The following is a 25,752-nucleotide window of genomic DNA, read 5'->3' as shown; positions in this document are numbered from 1 at the left end:
CCTCGACGTCGGTGCGCCCGCTCTCGTAGATCGCCCGCAGAACCAGACGGCCGATGCGGCCGAACCCGTTGATCGCAACCCGAACTGCCATGTTGACTTCCTCCAGTCTGTCTTGCGGCCCCGGGCGAGGCCCGGGGTCATCCTGCCGGTTAGAGACGGGCCTTGGCGGCCCGGTTTTTTACAGGCGCGCCTTGGCGGCCTTGACCACGGCCTCGGCGGTGATGCCGAAGTGCTTGTACAGCTCCTGGTACGGCGCCGACTCGCCGAAGCCGGTCATGCCGACGAAGGCGCCGTTGGCGCCCAGCCAGCGGTCCCAGCCCAGCCGCGCCGCGGCCTCGACCGCCACGCGGACGCCGGTGCCCAGCACCTTTGCCTGGTAGGCCGCGTCCTGGCGCTCGAACAGCTCCCAGGACGGCATGGACACCACGGCGGCGCCGATCCCCTCGGCCTGCAGCGCCGCGCGGGCCTCGACGGCCAGCGACACCTCCGACCCGGTGGCCAGCAGCGTCACCTTCCGCTCGCCCTCGGCTTCCAGCAGCACGTAGGCGCCGCGGGCCGAACGGTTCTCGGCGGTGTGCTCGGTGCGCAGGGTCGGCACGTTCTGGCGGGTCAGCGCCAGCACCGACGGGCCGTCCGCGCGCTCCAGGGCGATCTGCCAGCACTCGGCGGTTTCCACCGCGTCGCCCGGCCGCAGCACCAGGAGATTGGGGATGGCGCGCAGCGCGGCAAGATGCTCGACCGGCTGATGCGTCGGGCCGTCCTCGCCCAGCCCGATGGAGTCGTGCGTCATCACGAAGACGCTGCGCTGCTTCATCAGGGCGGCGAGACGGATCGCCGGACGGCAATAGTCGGCGAACTGCATGAAGGTGCCGCCGTAGGGGATGACGCCGCGGTGCAGCGCCATGCCGTTCATCACGGTGGCCATGCCGTGCTCGCGCACGCCGTAGCGGACGTAGCGGCCGGCAAACTCGCCGGAGCCCTTCACGTCGGCGGTGTTCTTCGCCTTGGTGTTGTTGGACGGCGTCAGGTCGGCGGAGCCGCCGATCAGCTCCGGCACCGCCGGCACCAGCACGTCCAGCACGTTGCCGGAGGCGACGCGGGTCGCCCAGCTCGGCTTCTCCTCGGAGACCTTCTTCTTGAAGGCCTCGATCAGCGACGGCAGCCCGGCCGGGACGGCGCCGGACATGGCGGCATCGAAGGCGGCGCGCTGGGCGGCGTCCAGCGTCTCGCGGCGGCCGGCCCAATCCTTGTAGGCCCCCTCGGCGCGGGTGCCGGCGGCCTTCCAGGCGGCGGCGACGTCGGCCGGGATGACGAACGGCTCGTGCGGCCAGCCCAGGTTCTCGCGGGTCGCCTTGACCTCGTCGAGGCCGAGCGGCGCGCCGTGGCAGCCGTGGGTGTTCTGCTTGTTCGGAGCCCCCCAGCCGATGATGGTGCGGCAGGCGATCAGCGACGGGCGGTCGGTCTTCTGCGCCGCCTCGATGGCCTTGGCCACCGCGTCGGCGTCATGGCCATCGACGCTCTGCACGTCCCAGCCGTAGGCGCGGAAGCGGGCCGGCGTGTCGTCGGTGAAGGACAGGTCGGTCGGGCCGTCGATGGAGATCTTGTTGTCGTCCCACAGCACGATCAGGCGCGACAGCTTCAGGTGGCCGGCCAGCGAGCACGCCTCGTGGCTGACGCCCTCCTCCAGGTCGCCGTCCGAGGCGATGACGTAGGTGAAGTGGTCCACCAGCGCGTCGCCGAAGCGGGCGTTGGTGATCCGCTCGGCCAGCGCCATGCCGACGGAGGTGGAGATGCCCTGGCCGAGCGGGCCGGTGGTCATCTCGATGCCCAGCTCCGGATCGACCTCGGGGTGGCCCGGCGTCAGGCTGCCCAGCTGGCGGAAGCGCTTCAGCTGGTCGATGGTCATGCGCTCGTAGCCGGTGAGGTGGGCCAGCGCGTAGATCAGCATCGAGCCGTGGCCGGCCGACAGCACGAAGCGGTCGCGGTCGGGCCAGGTCGGGTTCTTCGGGTCGAACTTCAGGAAGCGGGTGAACAGCACCGTGGCGGCGTCGGCCATGCCCATGGGCATGCCCGGGTGGCCGGACTTGGCGGCCTCGACGGCGTCCATGGCGAGCGCACGGATGGCGTTGGCCATGGTCTGCAGGGAAACGGCGGGAGCGGACATCGATTGGGGGTTCCTGCGGCGTGCGCGCGACAAAGAAATAGCCGACCGCGCGGCAGGCCCAAGGGGCCTCCCGGCGGTTCGGCGCAACATGCAGATACCCGCCTCCCAGGTCAACACGCGAATGGGGAAGGGCGGGGCTGCATTGGGGTGAGGAGAGGCCGCCCGTATCCCAGCCTTTTCGGTTGACGCCACCGGCGAACGAGCCCAACTGTAACTCTCCGCCTGAGTTGTGCATCCGCAATACGGCCTCCGGTATCCCCATGGAAAGTTTGAAGACCGCGCTCGACCGCCTCGGCAAAGCCGTCGATCGCCTGGAGATCGCCGCCACCGCGCGCGAGGTCCGCGCCATGCGCCGCGAACAGGAACTGTCGGAGGAGCTGCGCCAGGCCCGCCTGGACGAGGCGCGCGCCGTGCAGAACGCCGAGGCGGTGTCGCAGCGCCTCGCCGCCGCCATCGGGCGCCTCGAAAACGTGCTGGAGAACTGAGCCCATGGCCCGCGTCGATCTCGAGGTCAACGGCCGCTTCTACCAGCTCAACTGCGAGGACGGGCAGGAGCAGCGCCTGCGCGACATCGCCGCCTACGTGGACGGGCGGCTGCGGCAGCTCACCGGCGGCGGCAAGTCGGGCACCGACACGCAGATGCTGGTGGTGACCGCCATCGTGCTGGCCGACGAACTGCAGGAAGTGATGGCCGGCCGCGGCCTGTCGGCGCCCAAGCTCGGCCCCTCGGCGGACGAGGCGGAGGCGGTCGCCGCCATGGATGCGATCTCGAAGCGCATCGAAGAGGTTGCCGCGCGGCTCGAACGCGCCTAAGTATCGTTCCAGGAAGGTCGCTGCCTGGTTCGTCAGGCTGCTTTATCCCCAGGGCCGATAACCCTAACCTCTTGGGAGCTGTCCCTGCCGGGGCCGTGGTCTCGGTACATGGCGCCCACCTGCACTGGCAGGCCGTGGAGGATAGGCAAAAAGGCCAACGGCCGAGGCGGCACCTTCCGCCTGTTTTCCCGCACCACGACCGAAGACGATGACCGACCCGCGCGAGGCCAAGGACGCCGCCCGGCTGCGCGCCCGGGCCCTGCGCGACGCCGCCCTCGACCCGGACGCGCGCGGCCGGGCCTCGCACGCCGTGCGCGAGCGCGTGCTGGCCGACGTGCCGCTGCCCGGCGGGCCGGTCGCCGGATATTGGCCGCTCGGCTCGGAACTCGACGTCCGGCCGCTGCTCGTCCATCTCCACGAGGCCGGCCGCACGGCGGCGCTGCCGGTGTCCGGCCCGAAGGGCACGCCGCTGACCTTCCGCGCCTGGACTCCCGACGCGCCGCTGCGCGAGGGCCGCTTCGGCATCCGCGAGCCGGCGGAGGACGCGGCCGAGGTGGTGCCGGCGGTGTTGTTCGTGCCGTTGCTCGCCTTCGACCGGCGCGGCCACCGGCTGGGCTACGGCGCCGGCTACTACGACCGGACGCTGGCCGGGCTGCGGGCGAGGGGGGACGTGCTGGCGGTCGGCGTCGGCTTCGCCGCGCAGGAGGTGGACGCCGTGCCGCACGGCCCCTATGACCAGCCGCTCGACCGGATCGTGACCGAGCGCTTTTCCTTTGAGGTGATGGGACGATGAGGCTTCTGTTTCTCGGCGACGTGGTGGGGCGCAGCGGGCGCGACGCGGTGATGGCGCAGCTGCCGCGCCTGAAGGCCGAGCTGGACCCCGACCTGACCGTGGTGAACGGCGAGAACGCCGCCGGCGGCTTCGGCATCACCGTCAAGATCGCCGAGGAGTTCTTCGAGGCCGGCGTCGACGTCATCACGCTCGGCAACCACTCTTGGGACCAGAAGGAGCTGGTCGGCCAGATCGACCAGCAGCCGCGCATCCTGCGCCCGCTCAACTACCCCGAGGGCACGCCCGGCCGCGGCTTCGTGCTGCTGCAGGCGCGCGGTGGGCGCAAGGTGCTGGTGATGAACGTCATGCTGCGCCTGTTCATGGACCCGCTCGACGACCCGTTCGCGGCGGTGGAGCGCGTGGTGCGGGCGCACCGCCTGGGCCCCGGCGGGGTGGACGCCGTCCTGGTGGACGTGCACGGCGAGGCGACCTCCGAGAAGATGATCATGGGCCACTACCTGGACGGCCGCGCCTCGCTGGTGGTCGGCACGCACAGCCACGTGCCCACCGCCGACCACATGATCCTCACCGGCGGCACCGCCTACCTGACCGACGCCGGCATGTGCGGCGACTACGACAGCGCCATCGGCATGAAGAAGGAGGTCGCCATGGCGAAGCTGATCCGCAAGCTCCCCACCGAGCGCCTGAGCCCCGCCGAGGGCGAAGGCACGGTGTGCGGCTGCTACGTCGAGACCGACGACCGCACCGGGTTGGCGACGCGTATCGAGCCGTTGCGCCTGGGCGGCCGGTTGAGCCAGCACATGCCGGTGCGGGGCTGACCACCCTGATCCGTTGCCGTTCCGCAACGGCCGGTCGAGTGCCGCGGCGGCGCCCGCGACTCGCCGCAATCTCGCCATATTGACTTTCTAAGTGGATGGGTGTCGTCTGCGCCCCAAACGGGCGCGCGGGCGCACTATATCTGGTACGTGTGTCGCACCGCCCGCCCAGACGCTCACCACTCCTTGTCCTGACGCTATCCGAGGCTTGTCCGACACATGGCCGGTCATTCACAGTTCAAGAACATCATGCACCGCAAGGGCGCGCAGGACGCCAAGCGGTCGAAGATCTTCAACAAGCTGGCGCGCGAGATCACCGTGGCCGCCAAGTCGGGCCTGCCCGACCCGGCTGCCAACCCGCGCCTGCGCGCGGCGATCCTGGCGGCGCGCGCCCAGAACATGCCGCGCGACCGCATCGACCGCGCCGTCAAGCAGGGCACGCCGGGCGGCGGCGACGACACCAACTACGACGAGGTCCGCTACGAGGGCTACGGCCCCGGCGGCGTCGCGCTGATCGTCGAGGCGTTGACCGACAACCGCAACCGCACGGCGGCCGAGGTGCGCTCCGCCTTCACTAAGTACGGCGGGTCGCTGGGCGAGACCAACTCGGTGAGCTTCATGTTCAGCCGGGTCGGCGCGATCTACTACCCGGTCGCGGCCGCCGACGCCGACGCCATGTTCGAGGCGGCGCTGGAGGCTGGCGCCGACAACGTCGAGTCCGACGAGAACGGCCACGAGGTGACCACCACGGTCGAGAGCTTCGCCACCGTGCGCGACGCGCTGGAGGCCAAGTTCGGCGGCGCCGAGAGCGCGCGGCTGTCGTGGAAGCCGCTCAACACCGTGGCCCCGTCCGAGGACGCCGCCGCCAGCCTGCTCAAGCTGCTGGACGTGCTGGAGGACAACGACGACGTCCAGGTGGTCGAGGGCAACTTCGACATCCCGGCCGAGCTGATGGAAAAGCTGACCGCGTAAGGGAACGGATGAGGTGGGCGACGGCACGGGCATGACGACGGTGCGGCTGCTGGGGCTCGATCCCGGGCTCCGGCACACCGGCTGGGGCGTCATCGACGTGTCGGGCAACCGCCTCACCCACGTTGCCGACGGCGCCGTGCACTCGCGCGACGACAGCCCGCTGGCCGAGCGCCTGTGCCAGTTGCACGACGCGCTGACCGCGGTGCTGGAGCGCTATCGCCCCGACGAGGCGGCGGTGGAGGAGACGTTCGTCAACACCAACGCGGTCTCGACGCTGAAGCTGGGGCAGGCGCGGGCGGTGTCGCTGCTGGTGCCAGCGCAGGCCGGGCTGCCGGTGGCTGAGTACACCAACAACATGGTGAAGAAGGCGGTGGTCGGCGCCGGCCGGGCCGACAAGGTGCAGGTGCAGATGATGGTGAAGGTGCTGCTGCCCGGCTGCGCCATCGCCACCGCCGACGCCGCCGACGCGCTGGCGGTGGCGATCTGCCACGCGCACCACCGCAACACCTGGACGATGTGGCGGAAGAGCGTTCAACCCCTCTCCCCCCCGGGGAGAGGGAGGGGCCCGCTCGCAGAGCGGGAGGGTGAGGGTCTCGCATTGCTCGACCCCGCCAAACAGGCCAAACGCGCGGCGTTTCCGGAAGAGCGCGAACGCGCCCGCATCCTGCGCCGCGACTCCACGGATGTCGAAAAGGTCCTCTGGCAGAAGCTCCGCAATTCGCAGCTCGGCGCCAAGTTCCGGCGGCAGGAGCCGATCTTCGGCTACACGGTGGACTTCGTCTCGCACGACCACCGGCTGATCGTCGAGCTGGACGGCGGACAGCACGCCGACCGGGCCGAGCAGGACCAGCGCCGCACCCGGCTGCTGGAGCAGGCCGGGTTCCGTGTGATCCGCTTCTGGAACACCGAGGTGAACGACAACCTCGACGGCGTGCTGGAGACGATCCGCGCGCGCCTTGAGGAAACCACAGTGGTGAGGCGTCCTGTCGCTGCGGCGGCACCCTCACCCTCCCGCCCTGCGGGCGGGCCCCTCCCTCTCCCGGGGCGGGAGAGGGGTAAAGGAGACACCTGATGATCGCCAAGCTCACCGGCGTGGTGGATTCGGTCGGCACCGACTGGGTGGTGATCGACGTGAACGGCGTTGGGTACCAGCTCACCGCCTCCAGCCGCACGCTGTCGCGCCTGATGGGCGGCGAGCGCGCGTCGATGGTGGTCGAGACCTTCGTGCGCGACGACCGCATCGTGCTGTACGGCTTCGCCGACGCGGCCGAGCGCGACTGGTTCCGCCTGCTCACCACCATCCAGGGCGTCGGCGCGCGCCTCGCGCTGTCGATCCTCGGCGTGCTTGACGCCGACCAGCTGACGCGCGCCATCGCGTCGCAGGACAAGACGGCGCTGACCCGCGCCGACGGCGTCGGCGTCAAGGTCGCCACGCGCATCGTCAACGAACTCAAGGACAAGGTCGGCAACCTGGCGCTCGGCGTCTCCGCCACCGTCGGCGCACCTGCCAAAGGCGCCCCCGCCGCCGGCCCGTCCCCCGACAACGCTGCCATGGCGGACGCGGTCTCGGCGCTGGTCAACCTTGGCTACGGCCGCTCGGAGGCGTTCGGCGCGGTGGTCGCGGCCGGGCGCGGCCTGGGCGACGGCGCCAAGGTCGCCGACCTGATCCGCCTCGGCCTCAAGGAGCTTAGCCAGTGAGCGATCTCACCGCCGGTGGGCCCGAACGGCTGGTCCAACCGGGCCAGGGCTCGGGCGACGGACCTGAGTCCTCGATCCGCCCGCTCTCGCTCGCCGAGTTCATCGGTCAGCGGCAGGCGCGCGAGAACCTGTCGATCTTCATCCAGGCCGCCCGCTCGCGTGGCGAGGCGCTGGACCACGTGCTGCTGTTCGGCCCGCCGGGCCTGGGCAAGACCACGCTCGCCCAGATCGTCTCGCGCGAACTGGGCGTCGGCTTCCGCGCCACCTCCGGCCCGGTGATCGCGCGCGCTGGCGACCTCGCGGCGCTGCTGACCAACCTGCAGCCGCACGACGTGCTGTTCATCGACGAGATCCACCGCCTGAACCCCGCGGTGGAGGAGATCCTCTATCCCGCCATGGAGGACTTCCAGCTCGACCTGATCATCGGCGAGGGGCCGGCGGCGCGCTCGATCCGCATCGACCTGCCGCCCTTCACGCTGGTCGGCGCCACCACGCGCTCGGGCCTGATCACCCGGCCGCTGCGCGAGCGCTTCGGCATCCCCGTCCGTCTCCAGTTCTACGAGCCGGACGAGCTGGAACTGATCGTCAGCCGCGCCGCCCGCGTGCTGAACATGCTGATCACCCCGCAGGGGGCGCGCGAGATCGCCAACCGCTCGCGCGGCACGCCGCGCGTCGCCGGGCGCCTGCTGCGCCGGGTGCGCGACTTCGCCGCCGTGGCCGGCGTGCCGGAGGTGGACGCCAAGATCGCCGATGCCGCGCTGACACGCCTTGAGGTCGACCGCCTCGGCCTCGACAGCATGGACCGCCGCTACCTCGGCATCATCGCGCAGAACTACAACGGCGGCCCGGTCGGCGTCGACACGCTGGGCGCCGCGCTGGGCGAGCAGCGCGACGTGCTGGAGGAGGTGGTGGAGCCCTATCTGATTCAGCAGGGCTTCCTGCAGCGCACGCCGCGCGGGCGCATGCTGACCGACCAGGGCTTCCGCTACCTCGGCCTCAACCCGCCGGCGCAGCCGACGCGGCAGTTCGACCTGCTCGACAAGCTCAACGAAACGGACGGTGACGGCGATGCCTGATTTGTCCGGCCGTTTCGACGAGAACGGCGTGCACCGCTACCCGCTCCGCGTCTATTACGAGGACACGGACGCCGGCAACATTGTCTACCACGCCAATTATCTGCGCTTCATGGAGCGTGCACGCACCGAGATGCTGCGCCTGATGGGCTGGCACCACACGGGACTTCTTGCGGACCAAGGTGTGTCATTTGCGGTACGCAGGTGCGAGATCGATTTTGTCGCTCCCGCCAAGCTCGACGATACGCTTGAAGTGGAGACGCGAATCACGGATATCGGCGGCGCTTCGTTTGCCGTTGATCAAACCATCCGTCGCGACGGCAGGGAGCTGGCGCGCGCAGATTTGAAGCTGGCGACGCTGAACCGGGCCGGACGGCCCGCCCGCCTCGGCGCGGAGGTTCGGATGGCGCTCAAGGAGCTGTACGAGCGGCAAATGCGGAACGACCCTGGAAGGAGCGAGCGATGAATGCGGCCGGTGCGGTAGCCACGGCTCACCAGATCACGATCTGGGGCCTGTTCTGGCAGGCGGACCTGCTGGTGAAGCTGGTCATGATCATGCTGCTGGCGGCCTCGGTGTGGTGCTGGGCCATCATCATCGAGAAGCTGATGCGCATCCGCCGGCTGAACGCCCAGGCGGACGCCTTCGAGGAGAGCTTCTGGTCGGGCGGCTCGCTGGACGCGCTGTACGACCGCATCGGCAAGCGGCCGGAGGACCCGATGTCGGCGACCTTCGCCGCCGGCATGCGCGAGTGGCGGCACGCCGCCGACCGCGGCCTGGGCGCGCCGATGAAGACCTCGCTGCAGCAGCGCGTCGAGCGCGTGATGTCGGTCACCATCGGCCGCGAGATGGCGCGGGCCGAGCGCTACATGACGCTGCTCGCGTCCGTGGGCTCGACGGCGCCGTTCATCGGGCTGTTCGGCACGGTGTGGGGCATCATGAACTCCTTCACCTCGATCGCCGCGTCGAACAACACCAGCCTCGCCGTGGTGGCGCCGGGCATCGCCGAGGCGCTGTTCGCCACCGCCATGGGCCTGCTGGCCGCCATCCCCGCGGTGATCGCCTACAACAAGTTCTCGACCGATCTGGCGCGCTACGCCGACCGGCTGGAGACCTTCGCGGGCGAGTTCGCCGCCATCCTGTCGCGCCACCTCGAGGAACGGGGAGCCGCGTAAATGGCCGCCCAACTCGCCGGCAAGGGGCACGGGCGGGGCCGCAAGCGCGGCTACCGCGCCATGGCCGAAATCAACATGACGCCGTTCATCGACGTCATGCTGGTGCTGCTGATCGTCTTCATGGTCGCCGCCCCGATGCTGACCGTCGGCGTGCCGGTCGACCTGCCGAAGACCAACGCCGCACCCCTGGAGGCGCAGAAGGACCCGCTGTTCGTCACCGTGCAGTCGGACGGCACCGTCTACGTGCAGGAGCAGCGCACCGACGTCGGCAACCTCGTGCCGCTCTTGGTCGCCATCACCCAGTCGAATGCCGAGGCCCGCATCTTCGTGCGCGGCGACGCGAAGATCGCCTACGGCAAGATGCTGGAGGTGATGGGCACCATGAGCGCCGCCGGCTTCAAGAAGGTCGGCCTCGTCGCCGAACTGCCGAACACCGCCACCGGCCCGGCCGCTCCGGCGGTCCGACCCACGTCGGCCAAACGCTGAGGCAGACCCTGCCGTGATGCGCCAACCCCTGATCGCCTCGGTGGTGCTGCACGTCGCGCTGATCGCGCTCGTCGTGCTCGGCCTGCCGCCCAGCGATCGCAAGCTGGACATCCCCGCCTCGATCCCCATCGAGATCGTCGATATCGGCGAGGTGACGGAGGCTGCCCGCGTCGTCCAGGGCGACAACAAGCCGGAGCCGCCGAAGCCGCCGGTGCCCGAGGCGAAGCCGACTCCGCCGGCGCCCCCGCCGCCCGAGCCGGTGTCCGAACCCCCGCCGCCGCCTCCGCCGCCCAAGGCGCCGGAGCCGCCGAAGGTCGCCCAGCTGCCGCCCCCGCCGCCGCGCGAGCCGGAGCCGCCGAAGCGCGAGCCTCCGCCGCCTCCGCCCCCGCCGCCGGATCCGACCCCGCAGCCGGTGCCGAAGCCGCCGCCGCCGAAGGTCGAGCCGCCCAAGCCGGAACCTCCGAAGCCGGAGCCGCCGAAGCCCGAGCCGCCGAAACCGGAACCTCCGAAGCCCGAGCCCCCGAAGCCGGAACCGCCCAAGCCTGAGCCGCCGAAGCCTCAGCCTCCGAAACCGGAGCCGCCGAAGCCGCAGCCGCCCAAGCCGGCGCCGGAGAAGGCCGACCCGCTGGCCAACCTGCTGAAGGACGTGGCGAAGCTGAAGCCGTCGGACCAGAAGTCCGACGCCAAGCCCTCGCCGTCCTCGACGCAGACCGCCTCGGCGCAGGCGGCGCCCAGCGGGCCGAAGAACGTCGCCGGGCCGGACCGCGCGTTCAAGCCGTCGGGCCGCGCCATCGACGCGATCCGCGGGCAGGTGTCGAAGAACTGGAATTTCGACCCGGGTCGCAAGGACTCCTCGTCGATGGTGGTGCAGCTGCGCATCGACGTCGCCCTCGACGGCACCGTCATCAAGGCGGACTTCGAGCCGGAGACGCGCGCCCGCATGGGCTCCGACAGCCACTACCGTTCGGCCGCGGAGGCCGCGCTGCGCGCCGTATTGCGGACACAAAAGCTGGATCTACTGACGAGCGAATTTACGCCGGACACCTACGACAAGTGGCGAACCATCGTATTCACCTTCGATCCGAGGGACATGTTCTGACCATGAGGAAGACGTTTCTGCTGCGGCTTGCCGGCTGGGCCGGGGCGCTGCTGCTGGCGGTCGGCGTGGCCGCCCCGGCGCGGGCCGAGCTGCGCATCGACATCACCAAGGGCGTGATCGAACCGCTGCCCATCGCCATCACCAGCTTCTTCGGCGCCGGCGGGCGCGAGGCGCAGGTCGGCAACGACATGTCGCGCGTCATCTCCGCCGACCTGGAGCGCTCAGGGCTCTTCAAGCCGGTCAACCCGGCCGCCTTTCTGCAGACGCCGCAGCAACTGCAGACCGGCGAGCCGCGCTACGCCGACTGGCGCGCCATCGGCGCCCAGGCGCTGGTCGCCGGCGGCGTGCAGAGCACCCCGGACGGCCGCATGAAGGTGGACTTCCGCCTGTGGGACGTCGCCGCCGGCCAGTACATGGCCGGCCTGTCCTACACGGCGACCGCCGACAGCTGGCGCCGCATCGCCCACATCATCGCCGACGCCATCTACAAGCGGCTGACCGGCGAGGACGGCTACTTCGACACCCGCATCGTCTACATCTCCGAGTCGGGCCCGGCCAACGCGCGGCAGAAGCGCCTGGCGATCATGGACCAGGACGGCGAGAACCATCAGTTCCTCACCGACGGCCAGGCGCTGGTGCTGACCCCGCGCTTCTCGCCGACGGCGCAGGAGATCACGTACATGTCGTACTTCGGCAAGAAGCCGCGCGTGTACGTGTTCAACATCGACACCGGCCGTCAGGAGGTGCTGGGCGACTTCCCCGGCATGACCTTCGCCCCGCGCTTCTCGCCGGACGGCAAGAAGGTCGTCATGAGCATGGCGCAGAACGGCAATACCGATATCTACACGCTCGACCTGCGCACCCGCCGGCAGACCCAGCTGACCGACAGCCCGGGCATCGACACCGGCCCCAGCTACTCGCCTGATGGCAACCGCATCGTTTTCGAGTCGGATCGCGGCGGCAGCCAGCAGCTCTACCTCATGAACGCCGACGGCTCGGGGGTGAAGCGCCTGTCCTTCGGCGAGGGCCGCTACGGCACGCCGGTGTGGTCGCCGCGCGGTGACCTGATCGCCTTCACCCGCCAGCGCGGCTCGAACTTCGCCATCGGCGTGATCCGCCCCGACGGCACCGGCGAGCGCATCCTGTCGGAAGGCTTCCACGTGGAAGGCCCGACCTGGGCGCCGAACGGCCGCGTCCTGATGTTCTTCAAGGACCTGCCGTCGGGCAACGCCCGAAACGCACGACTCTACTCCATCGACGTCACCGGCTTCAACGAGCGTCGCGTGTCCACGCCGCTCGATGCGTCGGATCCTGCATGGTCGCCCTTGATTCCCTAGTGGAGTAGCCCTATTTTGCGCCCCGCGCGTGCGGCACTGCGGCAAAGGTTCGCTGGATCTTTGCGGCGGTGCCGTCTTCCGTCGGGGCTGGCGGAGGCCTCGCGCATCCGCTTCTTCCTTCTCCGAACCAAATACCGACTGTGCTATAGGGGGTCCTATACAATGAATCTCAAGATCGTGAGCCTCTGCGCCGCCCTGGCTCTGCTCTCCGCCTGCGAGACCGCTCCGAAGGACGCCGGCAACGCCTCGGGCACCGGCACCCAGTCCACCATCCGTCCGGGCTCGCAGGAGGACCTGGTCGTCAACGTCGGCGACCGCGTGTTCTACGGCTTCGACCGCTACGACCTGACCCCGGAGGCTCGCGCCACCCTGGACCGTCAGGCCGCCTGGCTGAAGCAGTACCCGAACGTCACCGTGACCGTCGAAGGCCACGCCGACGAGCGCGGCACCCGCGAGTACAACCTGGCCCTGGGCGAGCGTCGTGCCAACTCGGCCAAGAACTACCTGGTCGCGCAGGGCACCAACCCGTCGCGCGTCAAGGTCATCTCCTACGGCAAGGAGCGCCCGGCGGTGCTCGGCTCGAACGAGGCGGCCTGGGCCCAGAACCGTCGCGGCGTGACCGTCGTCGACTAAGTCGGCCGGCGCACGACCGACCGGTCTGCTGTGAAACGCCGCTCCGGGTGACCGGGGCGGCGTTTCGCGTTTGCAGAATTGCGACGGCCGCCATATTTTCGCCGGGTTGCGGCGGCAAAGGCTTGGCGCCGGTCAATGTGGGCATCTGCGATGAAGACGACGACGCGTGTGGCCGCCCTTCTGCTGGGCGGGGTGTTCTGGATCGGCCCGGCGCACGCCGAGGGGATCGCCGACCGGCTGGAGCGGCTGGAATCCCAGCTCGGCCTGCAGGTCGCCGAGTCCACTCAGGTGGCCCAGATCGCGCCGTCGCTCGCCGCCGACTTCGAGGTGCGCCTGCAGCGCCTGGAGCGCGCCGTGTCCGAGCTGACCGGCCGCTACGAGGAGAGCACCTACCAGTCGACCCAGCTGAAGGACCGGCTGGAGCGCCTGAACGCCGACATCGACTTCCGCCTCCAGCAGCTCGAGAAGGGCGGCGGCGCCGGTGGAGCGGTCGCCGCGGCTGCGTCCGAGAAGGCGCCGGAGAAGCCGGCCGCGGCACCCGCCGCCGGCCAGCTCGGCAGCACCAAGCCGTCGGAGAAGCTGCCCGCCGGCCCGCAGGTCGCGGCGCTGCCGGCCAACGCCAACCCCGACAAGCAGTACGAGCACGCCTTCGAGCAACTGCGCAACGGCAGCTACGACGCGGCGGAGAAGGAGTTCTCCACCTTCATCGCCAAGAACAAGACGCACAGCCTGACCGGCAGCGCGCAGTACTGGCTGGGCGAGACCTACTACGTGCGCAACCGCTTCGGCGAGGCGGCGGCCAGCTTCGGCGAGGTGCTGCAGAAGTACCCGAAGGGCAACAAGGCGCCGGACGCGCTCTTGAAGCTCGGCCTGTCGCTGGCCTCGCTGAACAAGAAGACCGAGGCGTGCACCGCGCTCGGCCAGATGAACAAGATGTACCCGGACGCCGCCCCCAGCGTGAAGCGCCGCTCTGAGATGGAGCGCAAGAAGCTGAATTGCGGCTGACGCCCGCTTCTTCTCCGTCATCCCCGCGAAAGCGGGGATGACGGCCAAAAGGGTGCCGAGGTCGTGGGACCACAAGCCGCTCCCGTCACCGCACAGGCCTTCGCCGCCCTAATGGCGCGGCTGGGCGGCTTCGAGCCGGCCCCGCGCCTCGCGGTCGGAGTCTCCGGCGGCGCCGACAGCCTCGCGCTGGCCCTGCTGGCGCACGGCTGGGCGGCGGGGCAGGGCGGTTCCGTGCTGGCGCTCACCGTCGATCACGCCCTGCGCCCCGGGGCCGCGGCCGAGGCCGCCCGCGTCGCCGCCTGGATGGCCGCCCGCGGCATCGCGCACGACACCCTGCGCTGGGAGGGCGAAAAGCCGGCATCCGGCATCCAGGCCGCCGCCCGCGACGCCCGCCACCGCCTGCTCGCCGGGCGCTGCCGCGCCGGGGGGATCCTCCACCTGGCTCTCGCCCACCACGCCGACGACCAGGCGGAGACGGTGCTGCTCCGCCTCGCCCGCGGCAGCGGCATCGACGGGCTCGCCGGCATGGCGCCGGTGCGCTGGGAGCCGCACGTCCGCGTGCTGCGCCCGCTGCTCGACCTCCCGCACGCCGCGCTGGTCGCCACGTGTCAGGCCCACGACCAGGAGTGGATCGAGGACCCGTCCAACCGCTCCCCCGCCTACGCCCGCGGCCGGCTGCGCGCCGCCGCCGACTCCCTGGCCGCCGAGGGGCTGACCACCGAACGCCTGACCGACACCGCCCGCCGCGCCGCCCGCGCCCGCCGCGCGCTGGAGGAGCTGACCGCCGACCTGCTCGGCCGCGCCGCCGCGCTGCACCCGGAGGGCTGGCTGCGCCTCGACCCCGCCGCCCTCGCCGCCGCGCCGGAGGAGATTGGCCTCCGCGCGCTCGCCCGCGTCCTCGCCTGCGTCGGCGGCGCCCCGTACGCCCCGCGCGCCGAGCGGCTGGAGCGCCTGCACGCCGAGGTCCGCGCCGGCCTGGGCGTCGGCCGCACGCTCGGCGGCTGCCGGGTGCTGCCGCGCAAGGGCGGCCTGCTGGTGGTCCGCGAGCCCGAGGGCGCCACCGACCGCCCGATCCTCGCCCCCGGCACCGAGCTCTGGTGGGACCGCCGCTTCCGTGTCCGCCTCGATGCCGCCGCGGACCGGCCGCTGACCGTCGCCCGTCTGGGTCCCGACGGCTGGCGGACGGCCTGCGCGCAGGCCTCCGCGCTCAGGGATTCCCCGCTGCCCGAACCGGCCCGCGCGGCGCTTCCGGCGCTGTGGGACGGGGCCGTTCTTACGGCCGTTCCGGTGCTCGGCCTGGGGGCGGAATTGGCCTCCGCCGCGTTCGCGCCGGCACACCCCCTGGCCGGTCCTGCTTTTCCGGTTGTTTCGGGGACCACCGGCATTATTTAATCTGGGAACGTACCCGCGGGATTGGGGGGTGGGGCCTCCGGACCAGACGTTCCGACCGGTAGGGTTCGCAGAAAGGCGTGAACACGTGAACAACTTCGGCAAAAACCTCGCGCTCTGGATCATCATCGGCTTGTTGCTGGTGGCGCTGTTCAATCTGTTCCAGAGCTCCTCCACCCGCAGCCCGCAGACGACCGTGCCGTTTAGCGAGCTGGTCGCCGAAGTCGACCGGGGGCAGGTGGCCGACGTCACCATCAAGGGCAACCAGGTCAGCGGCCACTTCACCGACGGCCGTTCCTTCAGCACCTACATCCCCGCCGAGGCCAATCTGGTCGAGCGGCTGACCAGCAAGAACGTGCGCATCAGCGCCGTTCCGGACGACAGCAACGTGCCGTCGCTGTTCTCCGTGCTGCTCAGCTGGTTCCCGATGCTGCTGCTGATCGGCGTGTGGATCTTCTTCATGCGCCAGATGCAGTCCGGCGGCGGCAAGGCCATGGGCTTCGGCAAGTCGCGCGCCCGCCTGCTGACCGAGAAGGTCGGCCGTGTCACCTTCGATGATGTGGCGGGCATCGACGAGGCCAAGCAGGAGCTGGCCGAGATCGTCGAGTTCCTCAAGGACCCGCAGAAGTTCCAGCGCCTGGGCGGCAAGATCCCGAAGGGCGTGCTGCTCGTCGGCCCTCCCGGCACCGGCAAGACCCTCACGGCGCGCGCCGTGGCGGGCGAGGCCAACGTGCCGTTCTTCACCATCTCCGGCTCGGACTTCGTCGAGATGTTCGTCGGCGTCGGCGCCAGCCGTGTGCGCGACATGTTCGAGCAGGGCAAGAAGAACGCCCCCTGCATCATCTTCATCGACGAGATCGACGCGGTCGGCCGCCATCGCGGCGCCGGCCTGGGTGGCGGCAACGACGAGCGCGAGCAGACGCTGAACCAGCTGCTGGTCGAGATGGACGGCTTCGAGGCGAACGAGGGCGTTATCCTGATTGCCGCGACCAACCGTCCGGACGTGCTCGACCCGGCGCTGTTGCGTCCCGGCCGCTTCGACCGTCAGGTCGTGGTGCCGAACCCCGACGTGCTCGGCCGCGAGAAGATCCTCAAGGTGCACATGCGCAAGGTGCCGCTGGCTCCCGATGTGGACCCGCGCATCATCGCCCGCGGCACCCCCGGCTTCTCCGGCGCCGACCTCGCCAACCTGGTGAACGAGGCCGCTCTGCTCGCCGCCCGCATCGGCAAGCGCGTCGTCGGCATGGCCGAGTTCGAGGCCGCCAAGGACAAGGTCATGATGGGCGCGGAGCGCCGCTCCATGGTCATGACCGAGGACGAGAAGAAGCTGACCGCCTACCACGAGGCCGGCCACGCGGTGGTCGCGCTGCACTGCGCCGACAGCGACCCGATCCACAAGGCCACCATCATCCCGCGCGGCCGTGCGCTGGGCATGGTGATGCGCCTGCCGGAAGGCGACCGCATCTCGCTGTCCAAGGCCAAGCTGCTGGCCGACCTGCGCGTCGCCATGGGCGGCCGCATCGCCGAGGAGCTGATCTTCGGCCCGGCCCGTGTCACCACCGGCGCGTCCGGCGACATCAAGATGGCCACGGAGATGTCGCGCCGCATGGTCACCGAGTGGGGCATGAGCGAGAAGCTGGGTCCGCTGCTGTACGGCGAGCCGACGCAGGAGGTCTTCCTCGGCCACAGCGTCACCCAGCACAAGAACATGTCCGACCACACCGCGCAGACGGTGGACGAGGAGATCCGCCGGATCGTCGAGGAGGCCTACGCCGACGCCCGCACGATCCTGACGGAGAACATCGACCAGCTGCACACGGTGGCGAAGGGCCTGCTGGAGTACGAGACGCTGAGCGGCGACGACATCTCGACGCTGCTGCGCGGCGACCCGATCGTCCGCGAGGACCGGGACTCCGCGATGTCGCCCCCGCCCAAGCAGCCCACCCCCGGCCGCCGCGCCTCGGTCCCCCCGACCACCGGCGGGACGGGCGGCATGGACCCGGAACCGCACGGGGCGTAGCGGCCTTGAGCAACGAGACGGCGCCCTCCGGGGCGCCGTTTTCGTTTGTGGAAAGGGGAAAATGCGAGAGGCTTCGCCCCTCGCGCTCCCCACCAAGGGCCGGTGGGCCCTTGGATCCCGGCTGTTGGGACATGGGCGCCAATTCCCTCTCCCCTCTGGGGAGAGGGTTAGGGTGAGGGGAGCCCCGCACAGCGTCGATGACGGGACGATTTCCCTCTCCCGTCCCGGGAGAGGGTGGCGCATAGCGCCGGGTGAGGGTCTTCGAACGCTATGGCGCGGAACCAGAGCGGGGTAGGATGTATCCGGGCGAGGGACGGATTTCATGATGCCGAGCAACAGCCAGAAGCAGCGCCCGGACGTGGCAGATCCAACATTCTCAACGTTGGATAACGAGCGCACGATCGACGAGGCGATCCGTCGAGCACAGGCGATGGTTGCGCAGTTCGTACCGACGGACGTGTCGCTCGCTGATGAACTGATTACGGATCGCCATACTGAGGCCGGGCGGGAGTGATACCGGCGAGCGGAAGTCCTGACACGCCTCCCTGCCGTCATGCCCGGGCTTGTCCCGGGCATTCACGCACTCGAACGTCCATGAAGGTTCAGGTCGTGGATGGCCGGGACAAGCCTGGCCATGACGATGACGAAAGGGGTGCGTCGGTACTTCGGCTCACCGGTATGATTCCTTCCCTACATCCTTCCTTCCATAGCCCGCTCAGCTCCGTCATGCTACCGTCCCCGGCAAAGCCCTGGGGACCCCGACCATGACCACCGAGCTCTGGATCATCTACCTGTTCGCTGCCATCGGCCTGTCGCTGACGCCCGGTCCCAACGGCCTGCTGTCGCTGTCGCACGGCGTGCGCTTCGGCGCCCGGCGCACGGTGTTCACCGTCCTCGGCGGCGTGGTCGGCTTCCTCGTCCTCGTCGCCGCCTCGCTGGCCGGCCTTGGCGCGCTGCTCGCCGCGTCGGAGAGCGCCTTTACGGTCGCCAAGTGGGTCGGCGCCGCCTACCTCGTCTACCTTGGCCTGCGCCTGTGGAAGGCGCCGCCGCCGGCGGTGAGCACCCCCGCAGCCGACGATGCCGCCCGAGAGGATGGCGCGGCGCGCCTGTTCCTGCAGGGCTTCCTGGTCGCCGCCTCGAACCCCAAGGCGATGATCTTCTTCGCCGCCTTCCTGCCGCAGTTCATGGTGCCGGAGGCCGGCTTCTGGATGCAGTTCGTCGTGCTGGGCGGCACCTTCGCGGTGGTCGAGTTCATCTACGAGCTGGTCCTCGCCGGCATGGCGCAGCGCATCGCCCCCTGGCTCAGCCGGCACGGCCGCTGGTTCAACCGCGTCACCGGCTCGATGTTCGTTGGCATCGGCGGCATCATGGCGACCGCCAGCCGGGCTTGATCCGGCGTACGGCATGATATAGGATAAAAGTCCTTTCACGGTCCTGCCGCCGTGCCTGGGCGTCATGAAACACACCGCGGATGTGCGTTTCATAGCGTTTCATTCGGTATCATCCGCCCCCGCGTACCACTGAGCCCGCCATGACCAAGCCCCGCTCTGCCGCCGGATCGCTCGCCAGCTTCGCCCCCTGGGCCGCGGAGGAGGGCGTGCGTGTCGCTCTGCGTCCGGTCGGGCTGCTGCCCGTCGCCGCCTGGGCCAAGGGGGCGGCGGTGCCGCTGGCCGGCGGGCGCTTCGCCTTCGCCATGGCGGAACTGGCCGTCCGCCAGCCCGGCCGTATCGAGAAGGCGTTCGCCCCGCTGTCCGAGATCATGGCCTGGGGCTGGGAGCGCTCGCGCGCCGTCGCCGAATCCCTCGACCGCCGGCTGGGCGCGCTCACCCGCGCCCGTCCACCGTTCGCCGGCTTGTGCCTCGACCGGCCGCAGATCATGGGCATCGTCAACGTCACGCCCGACAGCTTCTCCGACGGCGGCGACTTCTTCGACCACACGGCGGCGCTGCGGCATGGCGAGGAGTTGCTCGAGGCCGGGGCCGACATCCTCGACATTGGTGGCGAATCCACCCGTCCCGGCGCCACCCCGGTGTCGCCGGAGGAGGAGGAGGAGCGCGTGCTGCCCGTCGTCCGGCACTTCGCGGCGAAGGGCGCGTGCGTCTCCATCGACACGAGGCACGCCCGCGTCATGCGCTCGGCCCTGGAGGCCGGGGCGCGCATCGTCAACGACATCAGCGGCCTGACCGGCGATCCGGACAGCCTCGCCGTGGTGGCGCAGGCCCAGGCGCCGGTCGTGCTCATGCACATGCAGGGCGACCCCGTCACCATGCAGCAGAACCCCACCTACGGGGACGTGGCGCTCGACGTCTTCGACTGGCTGGAGGAGCGGGTGGAGAGCTGCCTCGCCGCCGGGGTGCCGCTGGAGCGGATCTGCGTCGATCCCGGCGTCGGCTTCGGCAAGACTCACCAGCACAACCTGGACGTCCTGCGCCACACCGCGCTGTATCACGCGTTGGGCGGGCCGCTGCTGATCGGCGTGTCGCGCAAGGGCTTCATCGGCCACCTGTCGCGCCGCGAACCACCGAAGCAGCGCGTCGCCGGCTCGCTGGCCGCCGGGCTGGAATCCCTGAATCAGGGCGCGCAGATCCTGCGCGTCCACGATGTGGCGGAGACCTTCCAGGCCCGCGCCGTGTGGGAAGGTATGCACCCAGCGGTTGGGTGATGCCCGTGCCCGGCAATTGAAACGGCTGGATTTTGCTTGAACTTTGGTAATACCAGTTTTATCTTTCGAAAGTCTTAGTTCGAAAGTGTGGTATGCCTGCGGGCCGGACCGCGGGCGGGAGGGGGCTATGGAGAGCCGGGGAACCCAGTGGACAGAGGTGCTGTCGGTCGGCGTGGACCAGATCGACGAGGAGCACCAGCACTTCATCCGCCTGCTCGACCGCTTCAACCACGCCGAGACGCGCAGCCTGCCCGAGGCGGAGCTGTACGCCATGCTGGCCGAGGTGGTGCTCTACACCGAGCAGCACTTCACCAACGAGGAGGGGCTGATGCGCGACGCCGGCTATCCCTTCCTCGACCAGCACCACATGATGCACGACATCGCCGAACAGGAGGTCCACCGCCTCGCCTCCGGCACCGCCAGCGAGGAGGAGATCCGCGAGGTTCTGGGCCGCTTCATGCTGAACTGGCTGGTGCTGCACATCCAGTCGGCCGACCGCAAGTTCGGCGAATGGCTGCAGGAGACCGGCGCGGAGAAGCCCCGCGCGGTCGCCCATCTCCAGATGGCCGTCTAGATTTCCAGCTGCGTCCCCAGCTCGACCACCCGGTTGGGCGGGATGCAGAAGAAGTCGGAGGCCGACAGCGCGTTGGCCGACAGCAGGATGAACACCCGCTCGTTCACCGGCGACATGTCCGGGTGCACCGAGGCCACCAGCGTCTCCCGCCCCAGGAAGTACGAGGTCCGCATCGGCTCGATGTCGAGGCCGAAGCGCCGGCACTGCTCCAGCCCCTCCGGCACCCGCGGACTCTCCTTGAAGCCGTAGCGCAGCACCACCCGGTGGAAGCCGTGGCCCAGCGGCGTCACCTCCGCCCGCCGCTCCGGCCGCACCCAGGGCACGTCGCGGGTCACCACGGTCAGCAGCACGACCCTCTGGTGCAGGACCATGTTGTGCTTCAGGTTGTGCAGCAGCGCGTGCGGCACCCGGCCGATGTTGGAGGTGAGGAACACCGCCGTCCCCGGCACCCGCTGCGGCCCGCGCCGGCTGATCGAGGCGAGGAAGTCGTCGATGTCCATGCTGGCGTCCTCCAGCCGCTTCATCACCACCAGCCGGCCCTGCCGCCACACCCACATCAGGTAGAACATCACGCTGCCGGCCAGCAGCGGGAACCAGCCGCCCTCCGGCACCTTCAGCAGGTTGGCCCCCAGGAACGGCAGGTCGATGCACAGCATCAGCACCGAGGCGGCGGCGGCGGCCGGCAGCGGCCAGTCCCACTGCCGCCGCGCCACCACGCCGAACAGCACGCTGGTGCACGTCATGGTCCCCATCACCGCGATGCCGTAGGCGGCGGCGAGGTTGCTCGACGACTGGAAGCCCAGCACCAGCAGGATCACCGCCGCCAGCAGGAACCAGTTGACCCTGGGGATGTAGATCTGCCCGATCTCGCTCTCCGAGGTGTGGCGGATCGCCTGGCGCGGCATCAGGCCGATCTGGATCGCCTCCCGCGCCATGGAGAAGGCGCCGGAGATCATCGCCTGGCTGGCGATGATGGTCGCCGCCGTGGCCAGCACCAGCAGCGGCAGCAGCCCCCACTCCGGCACCAGGCGGAAGAACGGGTGCTCCAGCGCCGCCGGGTCGCGGATCAGCAGCGCCCCCTGCCCGAAATAGTTCAACAGCAGCGCCGGCAGCACGAAGCCGATCCAGGCGTAGCGGATCGCCGGCCGGCCGAGATGCCCCATGTCGGCGTACAGCGCCTCCGCCCCGGTGATCGCCAGCACCACGGTGCCGAGACCGAGGAAGGCCAGCCAACGGTTCTCCGTCAGGAAGGCGAGGGCGTGGGTCGGCGACAGCGCGCGCAGCACCGACGGTTCCTGCGCCACCTGCCAGGCGCCCATCAGGCCCAGCGTCAGGAACCACACCACCATCACCGGCCCGAACAGCCGCCCGACGCGGGCGGTGCCGCCGCGCTGCATCATGAACAGCCCGACCAGGATCACGATGGCCGCCGGCTCGACGAAGCGCTCCAGGTCCGGCGCCATGACCTCCAGCCCTTCCACGGCGGACAGCACGGAGATCGCCGGCGTGATCATGCCGTCGCCGAAGAACAGCGCCGCGCCGAACACGCCCAGCCCCATCAGCAGCAGGCGCGACGCCCCGGCCTCCTCGGTGCCGCGCAGCGCCAGCGCCGTCAGCGCCAGGATGCCGCCCTCGCCGCGGTTGTCGGCGCGCATCACGAAGACCACGTACTTCACCGTGACCACCAGGATCAGCGCCCAGGCGATCAGCGACAGGAAGCCCAGCACGTTGGCGGGCGTCAGGGGCACGCCGACGGTGTGGCCGAAGCACTCCTTCAGCGCGTAGATCGGGCTGGTGCCGATGTCGCCGTAGACGATGCCGAGCGCCGCCAGCATCAGCGCCGGCAGCTTTCCGGCGCCGCGCTCGTGGCTGCCCGGGGCACCGTCGAGGATGCCGGTCACCGGGTCGGCGTGCAGGGGGCGGTCGTCGGTGGCCACTTCTGGGGGTGCGGTTTGCGGTTGCATGGCGGACGTGTCCCGGGCGCCTTATGGTGTCGCTCACGGCATGAACAACGCTGGGCGCGGGGCGTTTCGCCGGAGCATCGCCTTTCGCGCCGGGGAGCCGGAAGCGCAACCCTTTCGCGCCAGCGCGGAAGGGCGCTTGACCCCGGCCGCCGATGCGGTGAAGAAATAGGCATCAGCGCAGTTCCCACCCGAGGGTTTCCACATGACGCGACGACTGTTCGGCACCGACGGCATCCGGGGCACCGCCAACACCGAGCCGATGACCGCCGAGACGGCGCTGCGCGTGGCGATGGCGACGGCCCTGCAATTCCGCCGCGGCGCCCACCGCCACCGGGTGGTGATCGGCAAGGACACGCGCCTCTCGGGCTACCTGCTGGAACCGGCGCTGACCGCCGGCTTCATCTCCATGGGCATGGAGGTGGTGCTGGTCGGCCCACTGCCGACCCCGGCGGTGGCGATGCTGACGCGCTCGCTGCGCTGCGACATGGGCGTGATGATCTCCGCCTCGCACAACCCGTACCAGGACAACGGCATCAAGCTGTTCGGCCCGGACGGCTACAAGCTGTCGGACGAGGTCGAGGCCGCCATCGAGGCGCGCATGGACCAGCCCTTCGCGCCGGATCTCGCCGGCTCCGCCGACCTCGGCCGCGCCAGCCGCATGGAGGACGCGACCGGCCGCTACATCGAGTACGTCAAGAACACCTTCCCGCGCGGCCTGCGGCTGGACGGGCTGAAGATCGTCGTCGATTGCGCGCACGGCGCCGCCTACCGCGTGGCGCCCAAGGTGCTGTATGAACTGGGCGCCGACGTGGTGCCGATCGGCGTGCAGCCGGACGGCCTGAACATCAACCGCGGCTGCGGCGCGACCTCCACCCAGCTCCTCCAGGACACCGTGGTGGCCGAGGGGGCGAACCTGGGCATCGCGCTGGACGGCGACGCCGACCGCCTGATCATGGTGGACGAGCGCGGCCGGGTGGTGGACGGCGACCAGGTGATGGGCCTCGTCGCCCGTTCCTGGGCGGCGGAGCAGCGGCTGAAGGGCGGCGGCGTGGTCGCCACCGTCATGTCGAACCTGGGGCTGGAGCGCGCGCTGCAGGGCTTCGGGCTGGAGCTGGTGCGCACTCCTGTCGGCGACCGCTATGTGGTCGAGCACATGCGCAGCTTCGGCTTCAACGTCGGCGGCGAGCAGTCCGGCCACGTCGTGCTGTCCGACTACTCGACCACCGGCGACGGGTTGATCGCGGCGCTGCAGGTTCTGGCCTGCATCCAGGGCTCCGAGAAACCGGCCAGCGAGGTCTGCCGCCTGTTCGACCCGGTGCCGCAGAAGCTGACCAACGTGCGCTTCACCGCCGGCTCCGCGCCGCTGGAGGCCGCGGAGGTGAAGGAGGCGATCCGCGAGGGCGAGGGCCGCCTGAACGGCTGCGGCCGCCTGCTGATCCGCAAGTCCGGCACCGAGCCGCTGATCCGCGTGATGGCCGAGGGCGACGACGCCGCCCTGGTCGATGCGGTGGTGGGCGACATCGTCGCCGCCGTGCAGCGCGCCGCGGCGCTCCAGGCCGAGGCGGCCCGGTGATGAAAGGGCGTGTCCTCATCGTCGCCGGGTCGGACTCGGGCGGCGGCGCCGGCATCCAGGCGGACATCAAGGCGGTCAGCGCGCTGTACGGCTACGCCATGACCGCGATCACCGCGCTGACGGCGCAGAACACGCTGGGCGTGCACGGCGTCTACCCGATCGCCCCGGCCTTCGTCGTGCAGCAGATGCGCGTGGTGCTGGAGGACCTCGGCGCCGACGCGGTCAAGGTCGGCATGCTGGCGACGTCCGAGGTGATCGAGGCGGTGGCCGGCGAGTACATCGAGCGCGCGGTGAACATTCCGCTGGTCGTCGATCCCGTCATGGTCGCCAAGGGCGGCCACTCCCTGCTGGCCGATGAGGCGGAACTGACGCTGAAGAAGCGCCTGCTGCCGCTCGCCGCCATCGTCACGCCGAACATCCCCGAGGCGGAGGCGCTGACCGACATCGAGATCCGCGACCTGGACGACATGCGCCGCGCCGCCGACCTGATCCGCACCTTCGGCCCGAAGGCGGTGCTGCTCAAGGGCGGCCACATGGACGGTGACCTCGTGCAGGACCTGCTGGTCACCGAGGACGGCGCCGAGATCTTCGAGAGCCCGCGCGTGCACACCCCGCACACCCACGGCACCGGCTGCACGCTGGCCTCGGCCATCGCCATAGGCATCGCCCAGGGGATGGGCATGCGCGACGCGGTGGCGCGGGCGCGGGCCTACGTCATGGAGGCGATCCTGACCGCCCCCGGCCTGGGCCACGGCCACGGCCCGCTCAACCACCTGCATACGGTGCGCCCGTTCCCCTGAACGGACGAGTGCTCCCTCCCTTTCGGCGATACGGCGGAACGACGGCTTGGCCGCCGGCGTTGGCCCATCGAGCGGTGATCCGATGGGGAGGGGCGCCATGGTCCGGCAATGGTGGACGACGGGGACTTGCCTTACGCTGGCGGTGGGGCTCGCCGGCTGCCTCCAGGCCGGGCCGACGGTCGTGCTCGATTGCTGGACGCTCGACAAGGCGGCGCTGTACCGGGCGCGCGCCGACGGCCTGTGCCAGGACGCGCTGGCGCTCAACACCGTCGTGAAGCCACCCTTGCCGCCGCCCTTGCCGGCGTGGAAGCGCACGGCGATGGCCGGCGGTGCCGGATCGGCCCGCGGTTTTACGTCTGCGGCGGGTGACTCCGGAACGTCGGGGGAGGGGAGCAGTGCCTCGGCCGGTTCCGGGAGCGGCGCCGCGGCGAGTGGGTCGGCCGCATCCGCCAGCGGAGCCGCAGGCAGTTCCGCATCGGGAAAGGGCGGGGGTAACTCCGGTTCTGGAGGCGCGGGAGGCGGTGGATCTGGCGGTGATGGCGGTTCGGGGTCCGGTGGGGGATCTGGCGGCGGCGGTTCGGGATCCGGTGGCGGATCTGGTGGTGGCGGCGGTTCAGGGGCTGGTGGGGGATCCGGCGGTGGCGGCGGTTCGGGATCTGGTGGGGGATCTGGCGGCGGTGGCGGTTCGGGGGCTGGTGGGGGATCTGGC

At 70.4% G+C, this 25,752-nt stretch carries 26 protein-coding genes and 1 other RNA gene; 24 read left to right on the top strand and 3 right to left on the bottom strand.

Annotation, left to right across the window (positions count from 1 at the left end; translation table 11 throughout):
* On the bottom strand, nt 1-91 hold a 91-nt coding region (locus tag TSO221_RS31740; protein WP_146208971.1), incomplete at its 3' end, for a glyceraldehyde 3-phosphate dehydrogenase NAD-binding domain-containing protein.
* Nucleotides 92-178: 87 nt separating this feature from the next.
* Nucleotides 179-2,164 carry a transketolase gene (gene tkt / locus TSO221_RS31735; protein ID WP_109122482.1) on the bottom strand — a complete coding sequence of 662 codons (1,986 nt, stop codon included), beginning with the start codon at nt 2,162-2,164 and terminating at the stop codon, nt 179-181.
* Nucleotides 2,165-2,424: 260 nt separating this feature from the next.
* On the opposite strand from tkt, the gene TSO221_RS31730 reads away from it, so the two are divergent.
* The 22 genes from TSO221_RS31730 to TSO221_RS31625 all read left to right on the top strand — a co-directional run bounded on the left by TSO221_RS31730 (nt 2,425) and on the right by TSO221_RS31625 (nt 20,706).
* Nucleotides 2,425-2,649, top strand: a complete 225-nt coding sequence (locus tag TSO221_RS31730; protein WP_109122481.1) for a hypothetical protein — start codon at nt 2,425-2,427, stop codon at nt 2,647-2,649.
* Nucleotides 2,650-2,653: 4 nt separating this feature from the next.
* Nucleotides 2,654-2,977 carry a cell division protein ZapA gene (locus TSO221_RS31725; protein WP_109122480.1) on the top strand — a complete coding sequence of 108 codons (324 nt, stop codon included), beginning with the start codon at nt 2,654-2,656 and terminating at the stop codon, nt 2,975-2,977.
* A 14-nt stretch (nt 2,978-2,991) separates the two neighbouring features.
* Nucleotides 2,992-3,154: non-coding RNA, 6S RNA (gene ssrS / locus TSO221_RS31720), on the top strand.
* A 31-nt stretch (nt 3,155-3,185) separates the two neighbouring features.
* Nucleotides 3,186-3,770: a 5-formyltetrahydrofolate cyclo-ligase gene (locus tag TSO221_RS31715; protein ID WP_109122479.1), complete on the top strand. Its 585-nt coding sequence runs from the start codon at nt 3,186-3,188 to the stop codon at nt 3,768-3,770.
* Entirely contained in the window at nt 3,767-4,588 is an 822-nt protein-coding gene (locus TSO221_RS31710) for a TIGR00282 family metallophosphoesterase (protein ID WP_109122478.1), read from the top strand. Before TSO221_RS31715 ends, TSO221_RS31710 begins: the two co-directional genes overlap by 4 nt.
* A gap of 216 nt (nt 4,589-4,804) precedes the next feature.
* Nucleotides 4,805-5,557, top strand: a complete 753-nt coding sequence (locus tag TSO221_RS31705; protein ID WP_109122477.1) for a YebC/PmpR family DNA-binding transcriptional regulator — start codon at nt 4,805-4,807, stop codon at nt 5,555-5,557.
* 13 nt (nt 5,558-5,570) lie between these two features.
* Nucleotides 5,571-6,629, top strand: a complete 1,059-nt coding sequence (gene ruvC, locus TSO221_RS31700) for a crossover junction endodeoxyribonuclease RuvC (protein WP_247878363.1) — start codon at nt 5,571-5,573, stop codon at nt 6,627-6,629.
* Nucleotides 6,629-7,255: a Holliday junction branch migration protein RuvA gene (ruvA, locus tag TSO221_RS31695; RefSeq protein ID WP_109122476.1), complete on the top strand. Its 627-nt coding sequence runs from the start codon at nt 6,629-6,631 to the stop codon at nt 7,253-7,255. Before ruvC ends, ruvA begins: the two co-directional genes overlap by 1 nt.
* 29 nt (nt 7,256-7,284) lie before the next feature.
* Nucleotides 7,285-8,331: a Holliday junction branch migration DNA helicase RuvB gene (gene ruvB / locus TSO221_RS31690; RefSeq protein WP_109122483.1), complete on the top strand. Its 1,047-nt coding sequence runs from the start codon at nt 7,285-7,287 to the stop codon at nt 8,329-8,331.
* Nucleotides 8,324-8,794, top strand: coding sequence for a tol-pal system-associated acyl-CoA thioesterase (gene ybgC, locus TSO221_RS31685; RefSeq protein ID WP_109122484.1), 471 nt, complete (start codon nt 8,324-8,326; stop codon nt 8,792-8,794). Before ruvB ends, ybgC begins: the two co-directional genes overlap by 8 nt.
* Nucleotides 8,791-9,501 (top strand): protein TolQ, encoded by a 711-nt coding sequence (gene tolQ, locus TSO221_RS31680; RefSeq protein WP_109122475.1) that lies wholly within the window; start codon nt 8,791-8,793, stop codon nt 9,499-9,501. The genes ybgC and tolQ overlap by 4 nt, the downstream gene beginning before the upstream one ends.
* A complete protein-coding gene (tolR, locus tag TSO221_RS31675) occupies nt 9,502-9,987 on the top strand; it encodes a protein TolR (RefSeq protein ID WP_109122474.1) in 486 nt (161 codons plus the stop codon).
* 16 nt (nt 9,988-10,003) lie between these two features.
* A complete protein-coding gene (locus TSO221_RS35210; RefSeq protein WP_199229716.1) occupies nt 10,004-11,086 on the top strand; it encodes a cell envelope integrity protein TolA in 1,083 nt (360 codons plus the stop codon).
* 2 nt (nt 11,087-11,088) lie between these two features.
* Nucleotides 11,089-12,423 (top strand): Tol-Pal system beta propeller repeat protein TolB, encoded by a 1,335-nt coding sequence (tolB, locus tag TSO221_RS31665; protein WP_109122473.1) that lies wholly within the window; start codon nt 11,089-11,091, stop codon nt 12,421-12,423.
* A 162-nt stretch (nt 12,424-12,585) separates the two neighbouring features.
* Nucleotides 12,586-13,056 carry a peptidoglycan-associated lipoprotein Pal gene (gene pal / locus TSO221_RS31660; RefSeq protein WP_109122472.1) on the top strand — a complete coding sequence of 157 codons (471 nt, stop codon included), beginning with the start codon at nt 12,586-12,588 and terminating at the stop codon, nt 13,054-13,056.
* Nucleotides 13,057-13,206: 150 nt separating this feature from the next.
* Complete coding sequence (gene ybgF / locus TSO221_RS31655; RefSeq protein WP_109122471.1) at nt 13,207-14,061, top strand: tol-pal system protein YbgF; 855 nt, start codon at nt 13,207-13,209, stop codon at nt 14,059-14,061.
* A gap of 63 nt (nt 14,062-14,124) precedes the next feature.
* Entirely contained in the window at nt 14,125-15,453 is a 1,329-nt protein-coding gene (tilS, locus tag TSO221_RS31650) for a tRNA lysidine(34) synthetase TilS (RefSeq protein ID WP_247878362.1), read from the top strand.
* A gap of 85 nt (nt 15,454-15,538) precedes the next feature.
* On the top strand, nt 15,539-17,470 hold the full coding sequence (gene ftsH / locus TSO221_RS31645) for an ATP-dependent zinc metalloprotease FtsH (protein ID WP_109122469.1): 1,932 nt from the start codon (nt 15,539-15,541) through the stop codon (nt 17,468-17,470).
* Between the two features lie 322 nt (nt 17,471-17,792).
* Entirely contained in the window at nt 17,793-17,984 is a 192-nt protein-coding gene (locus TSO221_RS31640; RefSeq protein ID WP_109122468.1) for a hypothetical protein, read from the top strand.
* Between the two features lie 250 nt (nt 17,985-18,234).
* Entirely contained in the window at nt 18,235-18,861 is a 627-nt protein-coding gene (locus TSO221_RS31635; RefSeq protein WP_109122467.1) for a LysE family transporter, read from the top strand.
* Between the two features lie 140 nt (nt 18,862-19,001).
* The gene (gene folP / locus TSO221_RS31630) at nt 19,002-20,132 is read left to right on the top strand and encodes a dihydropteroate synthase (RefSeq protein WP_109122466.1); all 1,131 of its coding nucleotides are present in this window, start codon (nt 19,002-19,004) and stop codon (nt 20,130-20,132) included.
* Nucleotides 20,133-20,259: 127 nt separating this feature from the next.
* Nucleotides 20,260-20,706 (top strand): bacteriohemerythrin, encoded by a 447-nt coding sequence (locus tag TSO221_RS31625; RefSeq protein WP_109122465.1) that lies wholly within the window; start codon nt 20,260-20,262, stop codon nt 20,704-20,706.
* Here the strand turns inward: TSO221_RS31625 and TSO221_RS31620 are convergent.
* On the bottom strand, nt 20,703-22,670 hold the full coding sequence (locus tag TSO221_RS31620; RefSeq protein WP_109122464.1) for a potassium transporter Kup: 1,968 nt from the start codon (nt 22,668-22,670) through the stop codon (nt 20,703-20,705). The genes TSO221_RS31625 and TSO221_RS31620 overlap by 4 nt on opposite strands.
* A 202-nt stretch (nt 22,671-22,872) precedes the next feature.
* Between TSO221_RS31620 and glmM the strand changes: the two genes are divergently transcribed.
* Together glmM and thiD are read left to right on the top strand one after the other, a co-directional pair.
* Complete coding sequence (glmM, locus tag TSO221_RS31615) at nt 22,873-24,243, top strand: phosphoglucosamine mutase (protein ID WP_109122463.1); 1,371 nt, start codon at nt 22,873-22,875, stop codon at nt 24,241-24,243.
* Complete coding sequence (gene thiD / locus TSO221_RS31610; protein WP_109122462.1) at nt 24,243-25,043, top strand: bifunctional hydroxymethylpyrimidine kinase/phosphomethylpyrimidine kinase; 801 nt, start codon at nt 24,243-24,245, stop codon at nt 25,041-25,043. The genes glmM and thiD overlap by 1 nt, the downstream gene beginning before the upstream one ends.
* Nucleotides 25,044-25,752 lie beyond the last annotated feature (709 nt).

It is taken from the genome of Azospirillum sp. TSO22-1 (assembly GCF_003116015.1).
Taxonomy (GTDB): Bacteria; Pseudomonadota; Alphaproteobacteria; order Azospirillales; family Azospirillaceae; genus Azospirillum.
This window is presented reverse-complemented; position numbering and strand designations above follow the sequence as displayed.

Excerpts from the sequence above, each read along its gene's own strand:
- TSO221_RS31635 (WP_109122467.1), top strand. The coding sequence starts at position 18,235 with ATGACCACCGAGCTCTGGATCATCTACCTGTTCGCTGCCATCGGCCTG.
- ybgF (WP_109122471.1), top strand. The coding sequence starts at position 13,207 with ATGAAGACGACGACGCGTGTGGCCGCCCTTCTGCTGGGCGGGGTGTTC.
- TSO221_RS31725 (WP_109122480.1), top strand. The coding sequence starts at position 2,654 with ATGGCCCGCGTCGATCTCGAGGTCAACGGCCGCTTCTACCAGCTCAAC.
- TSO221_RS31640 (WP_109122468.1), top strand. The coding sequence starts at position 17,793 with ATGATGCCGAGCAACAGCCAGAAGCAGCGCCCGGACGTGGCAGATCCA.
- tolR (WP_109122474.1), top strand. The coding sequence starts at position 9,502 with ATGGCCGCCCAACTCGCCGGCAAGGGGCACGGGCGGGGCCGCAAGCGC.
- tkt (WP_109122482.1), bottom strand. The coding sequence starts at position 2,164 with ATGTCCGCTCCCGCCGTTTCCCTGCAGACCATGGCCAACGCCATCCGT.
- ruvA (WP_109122476.1), top strand. The coding sequence starts at position 6,629 with ATGATCGCCAAGCTCACCGGCGTGGTGGATTCGGTCGGCACCGACTGG.
- TSO221_RS31710 (WP_109122478.1), top strand. The coding sequence starts at position 3,767 with ATGAGGCTTCTGTTTCTCGGCGACGTGGTGGGGCGCAGCGGGCGCGAC.
- TSO221_RS35210 (WP_199229716.1), top strand. The coding sequence starts at position 10,004 with ATGCGCCAACCCCTGATCGCCTCGGTGGTGCTGCACGTCGCGCTGATC.
- tolB (WP_109122473.1), top strand. The coding sequence starts at position 11,089 with ATGAGGAAGACGTTTCTGCTGCGGCTTGCCGGCTGGGCCGGGGCGCTG.
- glmM (WP_109122463.1), top strand. The coding sequence starts at position 22,873 with ATGACGCGACGACTGTTCGGCACCGACGGCATCCGGGGCACCGCCAAC.
- ybgC (WP_109122484.1), top strand. The coding sequence starts at position 8,324 with ATGCCTGATTTGTCCGGCCGTTTCGACGAGAACGGCGTGCACCGCTAC.
- TSO221_RS31705 (WP_109122477.1), top strand. The coding sequence starts at position 4,805 with ATGGCCGGTCATTCACAGTTCAAGAACATCATGCACCGCAAGGGCGCG.
- pal (WP_109122472.1), top strand. The coding sequence starts at position 12,586 with ATGAATCTCAAGATCGTGAGCCTCTGCGCCGCCCTGGCTCTGCTCTCC.
- thiD (WP_109122462.1), top strand. The coding sequence starts at position 24,243 with ATGAAAGGGCGTGTCCTCATCGTCGCCGGGTCGGACTCGGGCGGCGGC.
- TSO221_RS31730 (WP_109122481.1), top strand. The coding sequence starts at position 2,425 with ATGGAAAGTTTGAAGACCGCGCTCGACCGCCTCGGCAAAGCCGTCGAT.
- TSO221_RS31620 (WP_109122464.1), bottom strand. The coding sequence starts at position 22,670 with ATGCAACCGCAAACCGCACCCCCAGAAGTGGCCACCGACGACCGCCCC.
- TSO221_RS31625 (WP_109122465.1), top strand. The coding sequence starts at position 20,260 with ATGGAGAGCCGGGGAACCCAGTGGACAGAGGTGCTGTCGGTCGGCGTG.
- tolQ (WP_109122475.1), top strand. The coding sequence starts at position 8,791 with ATGAATGCGGCCGGTGCGGTAGCCACGGCTCACCAGATCACGATCTGG.
- TSO221_RS31715 (WP_109122479.1), top strand. The coding sequence starts at position 3,186 with ATGACCGACCCGCGCGAGGCCAAGGACGCCGCCCGGCTGCGCGCCCGG.
- folP (WP_109122466.1), top strand. The coding sequence starts at position 19,002 with ATGACCAAGCCCCGCTCTGCCGCCGGATCGCTCGCCAGCTTCGCCCCC.